The sequence below is a fragment of the Micromonospora matsumotoense genome (assembly GCF_900091525.1).
Taxonomy (GTDB): domain Bacteria; phylum Actinomycetota; class Actinomycetes; order Mycobacteriales; family Micromonosporaceae; genus Micromonospora; species Micromonospora matsumotoensis.
In genome coordinates this window covers 94,447-111,608 of sequence record NZ_FMCU01000002.1, presented here as the reverse complement: position 1 = coordinate 111,608, position 17,162 = coordinate 94,447, and the positions used below count along the sequence as shown (strand labels likewise).

Below are 17,162 nucleotides of genomic sequence, written 5' to 3'. Positions count from 1 at the left end.
TCAGCCCTCCCCTGCGCTGCTCAGGTCGTGGACGGTGACCCCGTCCACGGTCTGCGCCGTGAAGGTCTCGGTGACCCAGGCGGCGATCTCCTGGGAGGCGGAACTGCCCCCGTTGGCCCGGAAGCCGCCCCCGCCGACGAAGTAATGGATCTTCCCCTCGGCCACGTACGCCTGGAACTGGGCCAGGGTGGGCGACGGGTCACTGCCGTTGAATCCGCCGATCGCCATCACCGGTCGGCCGGTGGCGAGTTGGTAGCCGGAGGCGTTGTTGGAGCCGACGGTCGCCGCGACCCAGGTGTAGTCGTCGGCGTCGGCCGCCAGCAGCGCCTTCAGCGCGGCGCTCGGCTCCCGGGAGTCGAGCAGGCCGCCCATCCCGCCGCCGGTGCGCCCCTGGCCGCCCCCGGTACGCCCACCATCCTGACCGGTGCCACCGTTCTGGCCCGTGCCACCGTCCTGACCGGTGCCGCCGTCCTGACGGGTGCCGCCGGGGAAGCCGGGGAACTGGCCCGTGCCGCCGTTGGCGGTGCCGCCGGGGAAGCCGGGAGGCGGACCGTTCTGGCCGGTGCCGCCGTCCCGGTTGCCGCCCGGGAAACCGCCGCGACCGGGGAAACCGCCACCGGGGAACTCCATGCCGTTGCCCATCCGGCCGCCGGGTCCGCCCCGACCCGGGCCGAAGCCGCCCGGCACGTTCGGGCCGGCGCTCGGGATGGACCCGGTGTGCGGGGTGCCGGCGGTCTGCGCCGCGTACGCCGCCGGGCCGGCCAGCACGGCCGACGCGCCGAGCGCCAGCACCACCGGTACCAGCCGCCGGGGCAGCCGCCGGGCGAGCACGATCAGCACCGCCACGGCGAGGCCGGCGACCAGCACGACCGGGCGCAGCCAGGGGTGGAAGTCAGGGCTGCGGCCGAGTAGTTGCCAGGACCACCAGGCGGTCACCGCGAGGGCGCCGGCCAGGGTGACGGTGGCGAACCACCCCCGCCACCGGACGGACCGGCGACCACCGGCCACCGACCCGGTCGCGGAGTCCACACCCGACGTGGGCGCGGAGTCGACAGCCGACCCGGTCGCGCGGTCGACAGCCGACCCGGTCGCGCGGTCGACAGCCGACCCGGTCGCGCGGTCGACAGCCGACCCGGTCGCGGCGTCGACACCGGGGGCCGTCGCGGCGTCGCCACCCGGTGCGGCGACCGGCCCGGCGGGCACCGCGGTGCCGGTGACCGGGGTGGCGGGTTCGGCAGCGAGGGCCCGGCGTTCCCGCCAGAGCAGGACGGTGCCGATGCCGACCAGCGCGCCGACCGCCGGTGCCAGAGCTACTGTGTAGTACGCGTGGAAGATGCCGGACATGAAGCTGAAGATCAGCCCGGTGACCAGCAGCCAACCGCCCCACAGCAGCAGCCCGGCGCGACGGCGGTCGGTACGGGCCGCCCGGCCCGCCAGCACCAGGCCGGCGACGAGCAGGATCAGCGCGGCCGGCAGCAGCCAGGAGATCTGGCCGCCGACCTCGGTGTCGAACATCCGCAGCCAGCCGGTCTGCCCGGAGAACGGCCCACCGCCGCCGCCCATCCGGGCGCCTCCACCGACGCTGCCCTCCTCGTCACCGGTGATCCGGCCGAGGCCGTTGTAGCCGAGGGTCAGCTCCAGGATGCTGTTCTGCTGCGAACCGCCGATGTACGGCCGGGCGCTGGCCGGGACCAGTTCCACCGTCGCCACCCACCAGCCGGCGGCCACGATCAGCCCCAGACCGGCCAGCAGCAACTGCCGGACCCGCCGCCAGAAGCCGGTCGGCGCGGCCAGCAGGTAGACCCCGGCGAAGACCGGGATCACCAGGAACGCCTGGAGCATCTTGGTGAGGAAGCCGAAGCCGACCAGCACCCCGACCAGCACGATCCACCGGGTGCTGGCCGTCTCCACCGCCCGCACCGTGGCGTACGCGCCGAGCACCAGCAGCAGGACCAGCAGCGCGTCCGGGTTGTTGAACCGGAACATCAGCGTGGCGACCGGGGTGAGCGCCAGGACCGTCCCGGCGATCAGGCCGGCGGCCGGGCCGTACCAGCGGCGGACGGTGGCGAACAGGACACCGACCGAGGCGACCCCGAGCAGCGCCTGCGGCACCAGGATGGCCCAGCTGTTGAGCCCGAAGATGCGCACCGACAGGGCCATCAGCCACAGCGAGGCCGGCGTCTTGTCGACGGTGATCGAGTTGGCCGCGTCGGAGGAGCCGTAGAAGAACGCCTTCCAGCTCTCCGCGCCGGCCTGCACGGCCGCCGAGTAGAACGAGTTCGCCCAGCCGGACGCCCCCAGGCCCCACAGGTAGAGCAGGCCGGTGCCGAGCAGCAGCACCGCCAGGGCGGGCCTTACCCAGCGCGGATCACGTCGTGGTGGGGCGTCGACCGCGCCCGGGTGGACCGACGCCGACCGGGCCGGCCCTACGGTCGCGCCGTCGGGCGGGCCCGAGCGCGGTGCGGTCGCGGCGTCAGGCCCGGCCGACGGCGGTGCGGTCGCGGCGTCCGGCGGGCTGGCCGGCGTCGTCACCAGGCTCTCGGTTCTGTCCATGCGGCCAGCCTGGGGGAGCTGGTTGGGTCGACCCCATGACCCGGCTATGCGTGGGCTGTGGAATCCGGCGGCCCGGCTGCGCCGGCATCCGGCAGCGCGGGGGCGGCGGAATGCCGCGACGCGGGCGTATCGGAATCCGGCGGTGCGGACAGGTCGGCGGCCTGCCGTGCGGACAGGTCGGCGGCCTGCCGTGCGGGCAGATCGGCGGCCTGCCGTGCGGGCAGATCGGCGGCCTGCCGTGCGGGCAGATCGGCGGCCTGCCGTGCGGGCAGATCGGCGGCCTGCCGTGCGGGCACGGTGGAGTCCGGCAACCGCACGGTGAAGACGGTGCGGCCCGGTCGGCTCTCCAGGGCGACGGTGCCGTGGTGGGCCTCCACCACGGCGGCCACGATGGCCAGGCCCAGGCCGGTGCTGCCGTGTTCCCGGGACCGCGAGCTGTCCCCCCGGGCGAACCGTTCGAAGACCTCGTCGCGCAGCTCCGCCGGCACCCCCGGGCCGTCGTCGGCGACGCTGATCTCCACCGCGCCGGGCACCGGGGCGAGCCGGGTGGTGACGGTGCTGCCGGGTGGGGTGTGCACCCGCGCGTTGGCCAGCAGGTTCGCCACCACCTGGTGCAGCCGGACGGCATCGCCCGGCACCTCCAGCGCCTCGTCGGGCAGGTCGAGCTGCCACCGGTGTTCGGGGCCGGCCACGTGGGCGTCGCTGACCGCGTCCACCACCATCGCGGTCAGGTCGACCGGCCCGGTGGCCAGCGGACGGCCGGAGTCGAGCCGGGCCAGCAGCAGCAGGTCGTCGACGAGGCTGGTCATCCGGGTGCTGGCGGACTCGACCCGGCGCAGCGCGTGGGCCACGTCCGGCGGCACCCGGTCCCGGCCCCGGCGGGCCACCTCCGCGTAGCCCCGGATCGCAGCCAGCGGGGTGCGCAGCTCGTGCGAGGCGTCGGCGACGAACTGGCGTACCCGGGTCTCGCTGGCCTGCCGGGCGGCGAGCGCGGCGGCGATGTGACCCAGCATCCGGTTCAGCGCCGCGCCCACCTGCCCCACCTCGGTACGCGGATCGGTGTCGGCGGCGGACACCCGTACCGACAGGGCCACCTCACCCCGGTCCAGCGGCAGCTCGGCGACCCGCCCGGCGGTGGCCGCCACCCGGTGCAACGGACGCAACGTGGCCCGGACGATCAACGCGCCCAGGCTGCCGGCGACGAGCAGACCAGCGGCCGCGACCCCCGCCTGGGCGACGACCATCCACCACACCGTCTCCTGCACCAGCCGCAGCGGAATGGCGAAGACCACGATGCCGCCGTCGGAGAACCGGCGGGCCACCGCCCGGTAGTCCCCCCGGTCGCCCAGCTCGACGGTGTGCGGCGCGCGGCCGGTGGGCAGGCGGGTCAGTGGGGTCACCTCGGCGGCGGCGAGCGCGTCGGTCGCGCCGGAGCTGGTCCGGATCCGCGCCGACGTCTCCCCCGAGGGGGCGACCCGCACCGAGATCGAGCCGATCGGAAACGTCGGCGGCGGGTCGGGCTGGGTCTGCCGGCCGGAGGCCTGGTCGGAGGGGCGCAGCTGGTCCGGGGGGCGGTCCCCGGGCAGTCGGCTGTCGAAACGACGGTTGTCCATGGCGAGCTGGCTGTCGACCTGATAGACCAGGAAGTGCCGCAGCGCGATGGTGGTCAGCCCGCCGATGCCCACACTGACCAGGGCGAGGAGGGCGACCACCGCGAGCACCAGCCGACGACGCAGCGACCAGCCGGCCAGCCAGCGACGCAGCGACCAGCCGGCCCGGTCACGGCGCGGGCTTGAGGACATAACCGGCGCCGCGCAGGGTGTGGATCATCGGCCGGCGTCCCACGTCGATCTTCTTCCGCAGGTACGAGATGTACAGCTCGACCACGTTGGCCTGCCCGCCGAAGTCGTAGTTCCAGACCCGGTCGAGGATCTGCGCCTTGCTCAGCACCCGGCGCGGGTTGCGCATCAGATAGCGCAGCAGCTCGAACTCGGTGGCGGTCAGGGTGATCAGGTCGTCGCCCCGACGCACCTCGTGGCTGTCCTCGTCGAGGCTGAGGTCGCCGACGGTGAGCACGGCCTCCTCGCGGGCGGTCACCGCGAAGCCGGTGCGCCGCAGCAGGGCACGCAGTCGGGCGATGACCTCCTCCAAGCTGAACGGCTTGGTGACGTAGTCGTCGCCACCGACGGTCAACCCGGCGATCCGCTCCTCGACCGCGTCCCGGGCGGTCAGGAAGAGCACCGGGACGGTCGGGGTCTGCTCGCGCAGCCGACGCAGCACCTGGAAGCCGTCCAGGTCGGGCAGCATCACGTCGAGCACCACCGCGTCGGGCTGGAACTGCCGGGCCGCACTCAACGCCGCCATGCCGTTGCCCGCGCTGCGCACCTGCCACCCCTCGTAGCGCAGCGCCATCGAGAGCAGGTCGGTCAGGGTGGGTTCGTCGTCGACCACCAGCACCCGGACAGGCTCCCCATCGGGACGGCGAAGCTCGATCCGGTTCGGTAGGGTCTGCCCGTCGGTCACCATGCCCCCATCGTGGGACCGGTTACTGGCGCTGACCTATGCGCATCCTGTGCGCCGGCTGTGCGCGGCGGCGGCCCCGCTCGACCGTACCGGGCCGGATGGGGCCGGGGTGAGCCGATCCCGGTTCTGCGGGCCGCTACTGGCCCACCCCGATCGGATAGGTGTGCACGAAGGACATCGTCCAGACCCCGTCGGCGGCTGGCCGGTCCCGCTGGTAGAGGTGGTCGGGGCCGCCCCCACCGGGGGCCGGCGGGGCGTCCGGGTGGCGCAGCACCCAGCGGAGCGGCGGCGTGCCCGCCGGGTCGGCCGGCAGCGCCCGGACCAGGTCGTGGGCCGGCCCGCCGACGAAGCGTACGGTCACCTCGCTCATCGGCCCTCCCTCTGGGGCCGACGACACGCCGGCCACCCCGGCAAGCTACCGCACACCCCGGCCGTGGCGGGCAAGCTACCGCACACCCCGGCCGTGGCGGGGTCGCTCGGCCGAGCCCACCACCGGACGACCGCCGCCGGCGCAGGCCCGGCGGCTGCCGTGGCGGCCCGGCGGGCACGCCGACGGTTTGCCCTACGCAGCGGCCCGCCGGGCACGCGGAGCGGTTTGCCCTGACCAGCGGCCGGGTACCGGCTGGGGAGCGCCATCGCCATCCCGGCGACGCGGTCGGCATGGACAGGAGCGGGTCGATGAGGACGCTCGCCGGGCGGTACCAGCTCGAACAGCGCATCGGCATGGGTGGGATGTCGGAGGTCTGGCGGGCCCACGACATCGTGCTGGACCGACCGGTCGCGGTGAAGCTGATGTCCCCCGCCCACCGGGGCGAGGAGACCTCGGTCGAGCGGATCAGGACCGAGGCCCGCTCCGCAGCCCGGCTGGTGCACCCCAACGTCGCCGGCGTGCACGACTTCGGCACCTCCACGACGCTGCCGGGCCGGGAGATGCCGTACATCGTGATGGAGCTGGTGGAGGGGGAGACCCTCGCCGCGCACCTGCGGGCCGGGCCGTTGGACTGGCGCATCGCCGTGCGGGTCTGCGCCGAGGTGGCCGCCGCGCTGGCCGCGGCCCACGCGCACGGCATCGTGCACCGCGACGTCAAACCGGCCAACGTCATGCTCACCCCGTCGGGGGCGAAGGTGCTCGACTTCGGCATCGCCACCCCGGCCGGGGCCCGCGACCACAGCCCGGACGGCATGGTGGTGGGGACTCCGGCGTACCTGGCCCCGGAGCAGTTCGACCGGCAGCCGGCCACCCCCGCCGCCGACATGTACGCGGTGGGGGTGCTGCTCTACTACTGCCTCACCAGGCGGTTGCCGTACGCGGCGGGGACCACCGCCACCCAGTTGGTCGGGGCCCGTCGAAAGATCACGGCGGAGCCGCTGCCACCCATCGTGGGGTTGCCGCCCGAGGTGGTGGACCTGTGCCGACGCTGCCTCGACGACGACCCGCACCAGCGGCCCAGCAGCCTGGTGGCGGCGCTGGAGCTGGCGGAGGTGGTCGACGCCCGGGTCTACGTGCCGATGCTGAGCTCGGTGCCCCGGCCCCGGGTGGCCGCGATGTCGCCGTGGACCGAGCAGGCGGCGACGGAGGCGACCGAGGCGGTGGCGCCGTGGACCGAGCGGGCGACGACGGAGGCGACCGAGGCGGTGGCGCTGCACGACCGGTCCCGTACCGGATCGCTCTGACCCGGTGCCGCCCGCCGGGCGCTGCGGGCCACGGCGTTTCACCCGTTCGTGGCCGGGAATCCGGCCGACGAGTGAGGGAGGAACGCGATGCCGGATCCGAGTTCCTGGCTGCACGAGGCCAGCGCGACCGCCACGGGCGGACATGTACGCACCGACGACGGCGGGCTCTCCTCCGCGTTGGCGTCGCCGCTCGCGCCGCACTGCACCGGGTTGACCCCGGAGCAGTTGCTCGCCGCCGCCTTCGCCTCCTGCCTGCACCATGCGGCGGTCGAGGCGGCCGGGGCGATCACCGACGAGGCGCACACGGTGCAGGTGACCGCCGAGGCCAAGCTGGGGCGCGACGACGACGGCCGGTACCGGGCCGACGTGCACGCCAGCATCTCGTCGGTGGGGTTGAGCCGGGACCAGCTGGCCGAGCTGGTCGCGTACGCCGATCGGCTGTGGCCCTTCTCCAGCGATGACAACAGCCGGCACCGGTTGACGGTGAGCGCGGCCGAGAACGGCCGCCACTGAGTTGCGCCGCCCATCCGTCCGGTGGACAGCCCATCGACGGTACGGCCACCGGCACTTCCGCCGGACGACCCAGGCCCGGCCATCGGTCGAGAACGATCGACTTCCGTCCGTTACCGCACGGAAAAGGCTCCATAAGAGACAAGGTTGACTTAGCGCTTTAGCGAATCTAGTCGCTTTTGATGATGGATGTCCGGGCGGCTCGTGGCCCGTTGTGGTGCAGGCCACCCGCAGCGGTGGTGGCCTACGGCCGAAACCTCTCTAGCCTCGGCGGGTGCACCCCGACGACACCGCTGAGCAGCAACCGGCCCGACCGTGCCCGGCTGGCCCTTCGACCGGGGTGGCCTCGGACGAACGGAGGATCGGCCGACACCGCGCACCGGAGCCGCCCCGGCAGGGTGCCCGCGCCGCGCTCACCTCGGCCCCCGCCCGGATCGCTCTCGCCGGCGGCGTCACCTGCTGCCTGGGACTGCTCGCGTTCGCCGGCACGCACCACGTCGACCGGCAGCCCCGGCCGGTGCAGGAGGTGCTGGCCGACCGGGCCGCCGACGAGCAGCGGGCCTCCCGGGCCCGGGAACGGGCCGCCGCGCCGTTGGCCGTCCCGGTCACCCCGGTCCCGGCGAGTCCCCGCCCACCGGCCGCCCGCAGCGCCACGACGACACCGGCCCGGCCCCGCCCGGTCGCCGGCCTCACCCCGCTCCAGATGGACAACGCCAAGAAGATCGTCGACGTCGGTGTCGACCTCGGCGTGCCCCGGCGCGGCATGGTGGTCGCCGTCGCCACCGCCATGCAGGAGAGCGACCTGCACAACCTCGCCAGCGACGTGCTGCCCGAGTCGTACGACCACCCGCACCAGGGCAGCGGGTCCGACCACGACTCGCTCGGCCTGTTCCAGCAGCGCCCGAGCAGCGGCTGGGGCAGCGTGGCCCAGTTGATGCGTCCCGACTATGCGGCCCGGGCCTTCTATTCGGCGCTGGCCGAGATCCCCGGCTGGCGGGACCTCAGCGTCACCGCCGCCGCGCAGGCCGTGCAGATCTCCGCCTACCCCGACGCCTACGCGCGGCACGAGCAGCGGGCCACCGCCGTGGTGGAGGCCCTGACCTGAGCCACGGTCCTGGCGGGGGCAGCCAGGGCAAACGGCGGGCCGGTCTCAGGGTAACGGCGGGCCGGTCAGGCCACCCAGGTCCCCGGCGCCGGTCGGTCGGCCGGCACCTCGTCGACGCCGGCGGCCACCCGGGTCGCCGGAACACCCCCGGCGGCGGCGGTCGGGGTGTCGACCGGCACGGTCCCGACGGTCAGCCCGGTCAGGAGCTGATCCACCCGGGCCGCCCGGTGCCGCCGTTCGCGCAACGACGCCTCGAACTCCCGGCGGGCCTGCACCGCCTCGGCGTACACCCGCTCACGCAGGTGTCGGGCCTCCTCCCGGGCGGCGTCGAGCTCGCCGCGCGCCCGGGCCAGGATCTCGGCCGCCGGTCGGGCCGCCCGGTCACCGTCGGCCTGCCGGCGATCGACCAGCGCCAGGAGCAGGGTGGTCTCCTGGCGGATCTGGTCCGGGTCCCGCCCCGCGCCGACGATCACCTCCACCCGCGCGGCGAGTCGGGTCAACCGGACCGCGAGCTCGTCCAGGTAGGAATCGACCTGTTGCCGGTCGTAGCCGGACCCCACGACGGAGAACCTCATCACGTGTCGCCCCCCAGGAAGCTGGTACGTCTGTCCCCGTTCGATCCTCGTGGCAGCGGACGACCACGGGGGCGGTTCGGGAAAAATGTTCAGCAACTGCGGGCCGGGCGGCCGGTGCGGCCCCGGCGCGGGGGACGCGCCGGGGCGAACCACGCGATCAGGAACGTTTCGGCAGCACCACGACCCGACCGAAGAACTCGTCGATCCGGCGCACCACGTCGTTGAAGTCGTCCAGGTCGATCGGCTTGGTGACGTAGGCGTTGGCCTGCAGGCTGTAGCTGCCCACGATGTCGGTGTCCGCGTTCGAGGTGGTCAGCACGACGATCGGGATCGTCCGCAGGTCGTCGTCCCGCTTGACCTCGCCGAGCACCTGACGCCCGTCCATCCGGGGCATGTTCAGGTCGAGCAGGATCACGTCGGGGCGACGGGCGTCGACGTGCCGGCCCTCCCGACGCAGGAACTCCATCGCCTCCTGACCGTCACCGACCACGTCGATGACCTTGGCGATCTCGGAGTCCGCCAGGGCTTCCTCGATCATCAGCACGTCACCCGGGTCGTCGTCGACCACCAGGATGCGGACGGGGTTCGTAACGCCTCGGTCCATGGGTCCAACCTGTCTGTCTCGGCGATCGGGGGACGACGGTCTCGGTACCCCGCCGGCGGGGTAATCGAACGCGGTCACCCGCAGGGTGGGAAACCGCTCGGTTATCCGCTGGCGGGGAAATTTAGCCCATCACCGGGCGGACGACGACCGCGGGTCGGCGGTCTCCGGCTGGTAACGCAGCACGTCGGCAAGGCCGGTGATCTGGAGAACCCGATCCACCCGGCCGGTCGCTCCGGACAGCCGCAACCAGCCGCCGTGGGCAGCCGCCATGTTGTCACCGCGCACGAAGGCCGCGATGCCGGTGGAGTCACAGAAGGTCAGGCCGCCGAGGTCGAGCAGCAGATGTCGCTCGCCGCCGGCCACGAGCCGGTCGATCTCGGCGTTGAGCGCCCCGGCCGCACCGAGATCCAGCTCACCCGCGAGCCGCAGGCACACACCGCCACCATCCCGCTCGTCGTGCGTGACGGTGAAGGTCAACGTCGTCCCTCTCGCTCCCACCGCAGGTACACCCTTGCAGTGCAGCAAGTATACGCAGCGCTCCCCGGGAGCCCCGCAACGCCGCGTCAGTGCCGGACGCCCCCGGTCGCGACGGTCGCCGCCGCGCCCAACGCCACGAACCGGCCCGCCCGGGGGAAGTCACGCAGGGCGTGCCCGTAGTGGCCCAGGGTCGACGCGACCGCCGTGTCCGGGACCCCCCGGCTCGCCAGGATCGTCACCAACCAGGCCACGAAGTCGGTGAACAGCACCGGGTCGTCGACGTAGACGGCGGCGGCCAGCGAGTCCACGATGTAGCCGAGATCGCCCACCGTGGCGTCCCACTGGGCCGAGGTGTAGTCCTCGACCGACGGCACCCGGGCCCGCAACTCCGCCACCGCCGAGTCGATCAGCTCGCTACGTCGTTTCACCAGGCCGGCGTACTCGTGATCGGCGAGGTGGGACAGGTCCGCCGGCGGGACCCGGCGCAACGCCCGCTCGTCGGCGACCAGGTCGGCCGCGCCCGGGGCGTCCGCCGCCCAGGCGACCCCGAGCCGCCGGGCCCACCGGCCGTCGACACCGAAACCGCGGCCACCGACCACCACCGGCACGTCCGAGCGTCGGCACGCCTCGATCATCCGATGCGCGTACGGCAGTCGCATCGGCAGGGCACAGGCCAACGCGACCGCGTACGCGTCGTGCCGGTGCAGGTACGACACCAGGTGCGCGGCGGGCACACTGGCGCCCAGGAAGGTCACCTGCCAGCCGCGCAGTCGCAGCACCTCGGCGACCAGCCGGGGCGGCAGGGCATGCCACTCACCGTCCATGCAGGCCACCACGATCCGCCCCCGGGTGGGACGCGGGTCCGCATACCCGGCGATCGCCGCCACCACCCGCTCGCTGATGTGGGTCGCGGCGTGTTCCTGCGCCACACTCCACTCGTTGCGGGCCCACCGCTCGCCCACCTCGATCTGGGCCGGGACGACCAGATCGAGCAGCACCCGTTCCGCCGGAACACCGGCGTCGAGCAACCCGGTGGCGACCTCGATCGCGCCGTACTCGTCCGCCTCCTCCAGACAGGCGAGGAAGTCGGCGAAGGCGTGCGACGGGTCGACCGGGGCGGTCGCGGCGGTCACGGGCGGGGGGTCCTCTCCTCGGCCGTGCCCGGGATGGCCGGGACGGAGTGCAGATGACGCCGGGGGCGGCCACCCGGACCGGTCGCCCGCAACGCCAGCACCGCGATGTCGTCGTGGTCGCCGTGCGCCAGCCAGTCGCAGGTGACCTGCGCGATCCGCTCGGCGAGCGCCGGGGCGGGCATCCGGTGACAGGCGGTCACCGCGTGGACCAACCGGTCCTGGCCGAACTGCTCGTCACCGCGCCGCCCGCCCCGGGCCTCGGTCACCCCGTCGCTGTAGAGCAGGCAGGTCTCCCCCACGGCCAGCCGTACGGTGACCTCACCGACGCGGGGGTCGGGGACCACGCCGATCAGCATGCCGCGCAGTGGCACCGCCTCGACCTCGCCCGAGTTGCGCAGCACCAGCGGCGGCAGGTGCCCACCACCGGCCATGGTCAGCGACAGGCCGCCGTCGCGGTGCGGGCGTACCGTCCCGAGCACCAGGGTGGCGAAGCGACCCTGACCGTGCGCCTGGGTGGTCTCCAGCAGGGCGTCGTTGAGCAGCTTCACCAACCGGCCGGGATGCGACTCGACACGATGGAGCGCCTGGAGACACTGGCGCAGCTGCCCGGTGAAGACCGCGGCCTCCACCCCCTTACCGGACACGTCGCCGAGGAAGAACACCGCGCCGCCGTCGGCCAGCCGGTGCGCGCCGTAGAAGTCGCCACCGATGCGCAGGCTCGCCTGCGCCGGCCGGTACGCCGTCCCCCACTGCACGCCGGTCGTCTCGGCCGGCTCCACCGGCACCAGACTGGCCTGGAGGGTGTCGGCCACCTCGGCCTGGTTGCGGTAGAGGATCGCGGTGGTGAGCGCGGCACCGGCCCGGGCGGCGAAGGCCCGGACGAGTTCCAGGTCGGCGTCGTCGTACCAGCGGGTGCGGCGGGCCACCAGCAGCACGCCCACCGGGGCGTCCCGGCCGGGCAGCAGGACCACCCGGGCGGTCACCTCCCGGGCGGTCAGCCCCGGCAGCCACCCGGCCTCGACCGCCTGCTCGACGAGCCAGTCCACGGCGTGCGGTTCGACACCGGACAGACCCTCGGCGATCGCCGGGGGCAGCGCGGCGGCGGGCAGCACGCCGCTGTCCACCGTGGGGGACTCGTGGTCGGCCCGGGTCGCCCGCCACCACCGGGCCCGCCCGGACCGGGGTGCCAGCACCAGCACCGCCACCTCGGCCAGGGTGGGTACGGTCAGCCGGACGACGGCGGCGGCGGCCCGGTCCGGGTGCAACGGGTTGCCCAGCTTCTCGCCCACGACGGCGAGGAAGGCGGAGCGGGCCCGCTCGGCGAGCAGCGCGTCCGCCCGGGAGATGCTGTCGGTGACGTCCTCGACATAGAGACAGCTGCGGGACCCGGACAGCGGCACCCGTCGGATCCGCAACCGCCGGCCGTGATGACCGAACCCGTCGGGGTCGATGGCGACCTCGGTCAGCACGGGGATCCCGGCGGCCGCCAGGCGGCGACCGGGCGTCACCTCGGGCAGCAACCGCTCAGCGACCGGGCTGACGTGTCCCACCACGCCGTCGGCGTCGCAGATGATCAGGCCCTCGCGGAAGTGCTCGACGACCTCGGACCAGGCAGGCCCGGACCGGGCGGGCTCAGACCGGGCGGGCTCAGACCGGACAGGCTCGGACCGGGCGGGCTCAGACCGGGCGGGCTCAGACCGGGCGGGCTCGGACCGGACAGGCTCGGACCGGGCGGGCTCGGACCGGGCGGGCTCGGACCGGACAGGTTCGGGACTGCGGTGGTCCGGGGCCAACGGCGGCAGCCCGGCGGCGGCGCCCGCGGATCGGGCCGGAGCCCGTTCGGCACTCGGCGTGGAGATCCGCCCGTCGCCCGGGTCGAAACCCCTGACGTCGGCAGCAGTCACCAGCTGAGCCCCACTCCCCTTGTCGCCATCCGCCGAGCTGCGGAGGTAGTCCGTATGTGCCAATCTGTGCCGCTCAGCCTACGCCGGAACGCGGGTACCGCCACCGCACAGCACCTGGGGCAGCCCGAATGCGCGCTCCTGCGCGCTCCTGCGGGCCCGCCGGGAGGTTGTTACGATCCGGCGTAGTCCGGCCGGACCGTCGACCCTGCGGAAAGGCGTGCGGTGGTATCCCCTGCAAGGAATCCCGAAGCTGACCCGTTGACCATGTCGGTGGACCGGTCCGATCCCCGGTCGCCGGTCATCTCGGTCGGCGGCGAGCTGGCCTACACCACCTCCGGACCGTTGCGTGCGGAGGTCGACCGGCTGCTGGCGGGCCGGCCACCGGTGATCGTCCTCGACTTCTCCAGTCTGACCTTCATCGACAGCACCGGGTTGTCGGTCATCGTCCACGCCTGGCGCGAGGGCCAGCGGGCCGGGACGCTGATCCGGCTGCGGGCCACGCCCCGGTTCCTGGCGACCATCCTGGACATGACGGGGGTCACCGGCCTGTTGGCGCGTCCGGTGCCGGAGCAGTCCGCCGTCACCGCGCCGAGGCGACCCGCCGCGTCCGCCTGAGCACCGGGGCGAGCGACCGCGACGGGCCCGTCCGGCCCCGGGGCGCTGATCCCGCGAACCCCCGACGTTTCCCGGTCACCGGTTATTGGGAACATGGGGGCATGCGCCCGCAGCTGTGGTCCATCGAGGTGACCCGGCTCGCCGTCGGTCACGCCCGGCTGCGGCTGACCGGTGACCTCGACTTCGACACCGCGCCGGAGCTGCTCGACGCGGCGACCCGGGCCCGCGCGGACGGCTGCGCCGAGCTGACGATCGACCTCGTCGGGCTCGGCCTGTGCGACTCGTCGGGGCTGAGCGCCTTCCTGGTGCTCAGCCAGGGCGGTGCCGGGCCGGTCCGGTTGACCGGGGTCGGCGTCCGGCTCCGACAACTGCTCGACCGCACCGGTCTGACCGAGCTGCTGGCCGTGGAGCAACCGACGGCACACGTCATCGACGACGTCCGCGAGGTGGGCTGAGCCACCCCGCTGCCGGGGTGGCCCCCGGCCCTGGGACCGGGGGCCGGGGGCCGGGGGCCGGGAGGAGTGCCTGCGCGCCACGACCGACGGTCACCCGGTGACGACGGGTTCCTGCGCCGTGACGGCGGATTGCCGTCGTGGCCCGGTCGACCGCAGTTGGGCGGAAGAGGGCGGTTCGACGTCCTCCGGAGGACCGGCATCGGGCAGCTGGAACAGGTACCGGACGAATCCCCCGCCCGACTCGTTCTCCTCCGCTCCGGGCCACTGCCCGGCGCAGTCCACACCCACCACCTCACGGCCCGAGCCGTCGGCCTCCTCCAGCAGGGCCCAGAGGCTCACCGGGTAGCACCGCGTCACCTCGGGGCCGACCTGCCACCGCGAGTACCAGCCGGGACGAGCCGGGACGATCTCGACGATCCTCTTCATGACGACCTTCCCTTCCGCGTGCCTCGGAAGACCTCCGGTCGCCTCGATGATCTGCCCCGAACGGGTGAGCGCCCCTCACCCCCGGCGAGTGAAGCCGGTGCCCACCGGGGCCGGCAGGGCGGGTTTCCGGGCCCCGACCCGGGGTAGCCGCGCCGGATGGGTACCGCCGACGATCGCCACATCGCCCGTCGGGCGCTGATCGTGATCGGTCTGGTGCTGACGGTCGTCGTCGGGCTCGGTCTGCTCTGGTTCACCCGTCGGGTGCTGATCTGGATCCTGATCGCCGCGTTTCTCGCGATGGCCCTCACGCCCCTGGTGGACCGGGTGGAGCGCCGGCTGGTGCGCCACCGGGCCACGGCCACCCTGCTCGTCTTCCTGGCCGTGTTCGGGCTGTTGGCGGCCGTGGGCGCGGTGATCCTGGTGCCGTTGCTGGACGAGTTCGGGCGGTTCGCCGACCGGGCCCCCGAACTGCTGCGGCAGACCCGCGCCGGGCAGGGCCCGCTGGGTGGTCTGCTCGACCGGGTCGGCCTGCTGGACTACACCCGCCACCACTCCAACCAGGTTCAGCGGTACGGCGGCGAGCTGCGCAAACCGGCCGCCAATCTGCTCCGCGGCGTCCTGCAGACCCTTGCCGGCCTGGTCACCGTCGTCGTGCTGGCCTACCTGATGGTGCTGGAGGCGCCCCGGATAATCCGGACCACCCTCGGGGCGGTCGGTGCCGGTGCGGGGGCGCGGTTGCGGCGGATCGGGCGGGGCACCTCGCGGGTCATCACCGGCTACCTGAGCGGGAACCTGCTGATCAGCGTGATCTGCGGCCTCGGGACGTACGTCGTGCTGGCGTTGGTGGGGGTGCCGTTCGCGGCGGTCATCGCGCTGCTGGTGGCGATCGCGGACCTGATCCCGCTGGTCGGCGCGACGCTCGGGGCGATCGTCGCGTCCGGGGCCGGCTTCCTGCGCTCCCCCACCGCCGGGATCGTGGTGCTGGTCTTCTTCGTCGTCTACCAGCAGGTGGAGAACCATCTGCTGCAACCGTTGATCATGTCTCGGGCGGTCCGACTGAACCCGCTCACCGTGCTGGCCAGCGTGCTCGTCGCGGCCGAACTGGCCGGGCTGGTCGGGGCGCTGCTGGCCATCCCGGCCGCCGGGATCGTCCAGGTGCTGCTACGGGAGTTCGCGCCCGCTGGTGCCGCGCCCGACGGTCGGCGAGGGTGACCGGGGCAGGACCGACGCACCGCTGGTCCGGCCGCCGGGGTGAGCCGGTGGCCGGACCGATCAGCTTCGGTCAGCGGGTGCGTGCCGGCACCTCGGGGGAGGAACTCTCCAACGGCACGGCGTTGGCCGGCACCAGGCCGAGCTGGGTCGCCGGCCTGGTCAGCGCGGCGTCGAGCACCCAGTCCGCGCTCACCCGCGCCCGGTTGCCGGGCATCGCCAACAGGTGGTAGCCACGGGTGACGGCCTTGGCGGGCAACCCGGACAGCGACAGCTTCAGCGGGTTCGCCGCCGCGTCCTTTCCGCCGAGGTCGACCACCCAGCCCAGATCGTGGTGCTTGTACGGCCGTCGCCGACCGTGACCGTAGGAGGCGGCGATGTTCTGCGCCGCGAGCTTGCCCTGTCGCTGCGCGTGCTGGGCGGTCATCGCGCAGATCTGCCCGGGGCGGGCCAGGTCCGGCGCGGCGGCGGCGTCACCGCAGGCGTACACCTCGGGGAAGCCGGGCACGGTGAGGTACTCGTCGACCACCAACCGGCCCTTCTCGGTGCGCAGGCCCAACTCGGCCACGAACGGGTCGGGGCGTACCCCGACGCACCAGGCCAGGGTGCAGGTCGGGACGTACCCGCCGTCGGTGAGGCGGACTCCGTCGGCGGTGGCCTCGGCGACCGAGGTGCCCATCCGTACGTCGACACCGCGACGACGCAGCACCCGGTCGGCGGTCCGCGACATCCGCTCGTCCAGTTCCGGCAGCACCCGGGGGGCCACGTCGAGCAGCATCCACCGGGGGCGGACCGTCAACCGGGGCCGCTGCGCCCGCAACGCGTCGGTGAAGAGTTGCCCGTGCGCGGCCACCTCGGTGCCGGTGTAGCCCGCGCCCACCACCACGAAGGTGGCGCGGGCCTGCTGCTCGGCCGGGTCCTGCGCCTGCTCCGCCAGCTCGATCTGACGGACCACGTGGTCGTGCAGGTAGACCGCCTCGGGCAGGCCCCGGAAGCCGTGGGCGTACTCGGTCACGCCGGGGATGGGCAGCAGCTTGTTGACGCTGCCGACAGAGAGCACCAGCCGGTCGTAGGCCAACTGGCCCCGTTTCCCCTCCGGGTCGGTGAACCCGACCCAGCGGTTGGCCAGGTCGACCCGGTCGGCCTCGCCGACGACGACCCGCACCCCGGGCAGGGTGCCGGTCAACGGGACCGAGATCCGGGTCGGCTCGACCACCCCGGCGGCCACCTCGGGCAGCAGCGGCAGATAGAGGAAGTAGTCGGTCGAGTTCAGCAGCACGATCTCGGCCCGCCCGCCGGCCAGCCGACGCAACGTCTTCGCCGCGTGGTAACCGGCGAAACCGGCGCCCACGATCACCACACGAGGTTTCGTCATGTCCGCTCCGTTCCCGGCGGCCAG

General features: G+C 73.9%; 17 protein-coding genes. 6 read left to right on the top strand and 11 right to left on the bottom strand.

Going from position 1 to position 17,162, the window contains the following annotated elements:
- The 4 genes from GA0070216_RS04185 to GA0070216_RS04170 all read right to left on the bottom strand — a co-directional run bounded on the left by GA0070216_RS04185 (position 1) and on the right by GA0070216_RS04170 (position 5,446).
- A complete protein-coding gene (locus GA0070216_RS04185; RefSeq protein ID WP_091239255.1) occupies positions 1-2,553 on the bottom strand; it encodes a mannosyltransferase YkcB-related protein in 2,553 nt (850 codons plus the stop codon).
- Positions 2,554-2,597: 44 nt separating this feature from the next.
- Positions 2,598-4,355: a sensor histidine kinase gene (locus GA0070216_RS04180; protein WP_091239253.1), complete on the bottom strand. Its 1,758-nt coding sequence runs from the start codon at positions 4,353-4,355 to the stop codon at positions 2,598-2,600.
- Positions 4,333-5,079, bottom strand: a complete 747-nt coding sequence (locus GA0070216_RS04175; protein ID WP_091239250.1) for a response regulator transcription factor — start codon at positions 5,077-5,079, stop codon at positions 4,333-4,335. Before GA0070216_RS04175 ends, GA0070216_RS04180 begins: the two co-directional genes overlap by 23 nt.
- A gap of 133 nt (positions 5,080-5,212) precedes the next feature.
- Positions 5,213-5,446: a hypothetical protein gene (locus GA0070216_RS04170; RefSeq protein WP_091239248.1), complete on the bottom strand. Its 234-nt coding sequence runs from the start codon at positions 5,444-5,446 to the stop codon at positions 5,213-5,215.
- A gap of 308 nt (positions 5,447-5,754) precedes the next feature.
- On the opposite strand from GA0070216_RS04170, the gene GA0070216_RS04165 reads away from it, so the two are divergent.
- The 3 genes from GA0070216_RS04165 to GA0070216_RS04155 all read left to right on the top strand — a co-directional run bounded on the left by GA0070216_RS04165 (position 5,755) and on the right by GA0070216_RS04155 (position 8,365).
- Entirely contained in the window at positions 5,755-6,750 is a 996-nt protein-coding gene (locus GA0070216_RS04165) for a serine/threonine-protein kinase (RefSeq protein ID WP_091239245.1), read from the top strand.
- A gap of 87 nt (positions 6,751-6,837) precedes the next feature.
- Positions 6,838-7,263 (top strand): OsmC family protein, encoded by a 426-nt coding sequence (locus GA0070216_RS04160; protein WP_091239242.1) that lies wholly within the window; start codon positions 6,838-6,840, stop codon positions 7,261-7,263.
- A gap of 271 nt (positions 7,264-7,534) precedes the next feature.
- Positions 7,535-8,365, top strand: coding sequence for a hypothetical protein (locus GA0070216_RS04155; RefSeq protein WP_141723006.1), 831 nt, complete (start codon positions 7,535-7,537; stop codon positions 8,363-8,365).
- A 65-nt stretch (positions 8,366-8,430) separates the two neighbouring features.
- On the opposite strand, the gene GA0070216_RS04150 is transcribed toward GA0070216_RS04155, so the two are convergent.
- The 5 genes from GA0070216_RS04150 to GA0070216_RS04130 all read right to left on the bottom strand — a co-directional run bounded on the left by GA0070216_RS04150 (position 8,431) and on the right by GA0070216_RS04130 (position 12,707).
- Positions 8,431-8,940, bottom strand: a complete 510-nt coding sequence (locus GA0070216_RS04150) for an ATPase (RefSeq protein ID WP_091239238.1) — start codon at positions 8,938-8,940, stop codon at positions 8,431-8,433.
- Between the two features lie 157 nt (positions 8,941-9,097).
- Positions 9,098-9,544 carry a response regulator gene (locus GA0070216_RS04145; RefSeq protein ID WP_091239235.1) on the bottom strand — a complete coding sequence of 149 codons (447 nt, stop codon included), beginning with the start codon at positions 9,542-9,544 and terminating at the stop codon, positions 9,098-9,100.
- A 129-nt stretch (positions 9,545-9,673) separates the two neighbouring features.
- Positions 9,674-10,042, bottom strand: coding sequence for an STAS domain-containing protein (locus GA0070216_RS04140; protein ID WP_245722295.1), 369 nt, complete (start codon positions 10,040-10,042; stop codon positions 9,674-9,676).
- A gap of 65 nt (positions 10,043-10,107) precedes the next feature.
- A complete protein-coding gene (locus GA0070216_RS04135) occupies positions 10,108-11,154 on the bottom strand; it encodes a cobalamin B12-binding domain-containing protein (RefSeq protein WP_091239227.1) in 1,047 nt (348 codons plus the stop codon).
- Complete coding sequence (locus GA0070216_RS04130; RefSeq protein ID WP_245722294.1) at positions 11,151-12,707, bottom strand: PP2C family protein-serine/threonine phosphatase; 1,557 nt, start codon at positions 12,705-12,707, stop codon at positions 11,151-11,153. The genes GA0070216_RS04135 and GA0070216_RS04130 overlap by 4 nt, the downstream gene beginning before the upstream one ends.
- 615 nt (positions 12,708-13,322) lie before the next feature.
- Here GA0070216_RS04130 and GA0070216_RS04125 point away from each other — a divergent pair.
- Both GA0070216_RS04125 and GA0070216_RS04120 read left to right on the top strand, forming a co-directional pair.
- Positions 13,323-13,673, top strand: a complete 351-nt coding sequence (locus tag GA0070216_RS04125) for an STAS domain-containing protein (RefSeq protein ID WP_176738862.1) — start codon at positions 13,323-13,325, stop codon at positions 13,671-13,673.
- A gap of 101 nt (positions 13,674-13,774) precedes the next feature.
- On the top strand, positions 13,775-14,128 hold the full coding sequence (locus tag GA0070216_RS04120; RefSeq protein WP_091239223.1) for an STAS domain-containing protein: 354 nt from the start codon (positions 13,775-13,777) through the stop codon (positions 14,126-14,128).
- 90 nt (positions 14,129-14,218) lie between these two features.
- On the opposite strand, the gene GA0070216_RS04115 is transcribed toward GA0070216_RS04120, so the two are convergent.
- On the bottom strand, positions 14,219-14,554 hold the full coding sequence (locus GA0070216_RS04115; protein ID WP_091239220.1) for a hypothetical protein: 336 nt from the start codon (positions 14,552-14,554) through the stop codon (positions 14,219-14,221).
- 156 nt (positions 14,555-14,710) lie between these two features.
- Between GA0070216_RS04115 and GA0070216_RS04110 the strand changes: the two genes are divergently transcribed.
- On the top strand, positions 14,711-15,766 hold the full coding sequence (locus GA0070216_RS04110; RefSeq protein WP_091239215.1) for an AI-2E family transporter: 1,056 nt from the start codon (positions 14,711-14,713) through the stop codon (positions 15,764-15,766).
- Positions 15,767-15,836: 70 nt separating this feature from the next.
- Here GA0070216_RS04110 and GA0070216_RS04105 read toward each other — a convergent pair whose 3' ends face one another.
- Positions 15,837-17,138 (bottom strand): NAD(P)/FAD-dependent oxidoreductase, encoded by a 1,302-nt coding sequence (locus GA0070216_RS04105; protein ID WP_091240761.1) that lies wholly within the window; start codon positions 17,136-17,138, stop codon positions 15,837-15,839.
- Positions 17,139-17,162 lie beyond the last annotated feature (24 nt).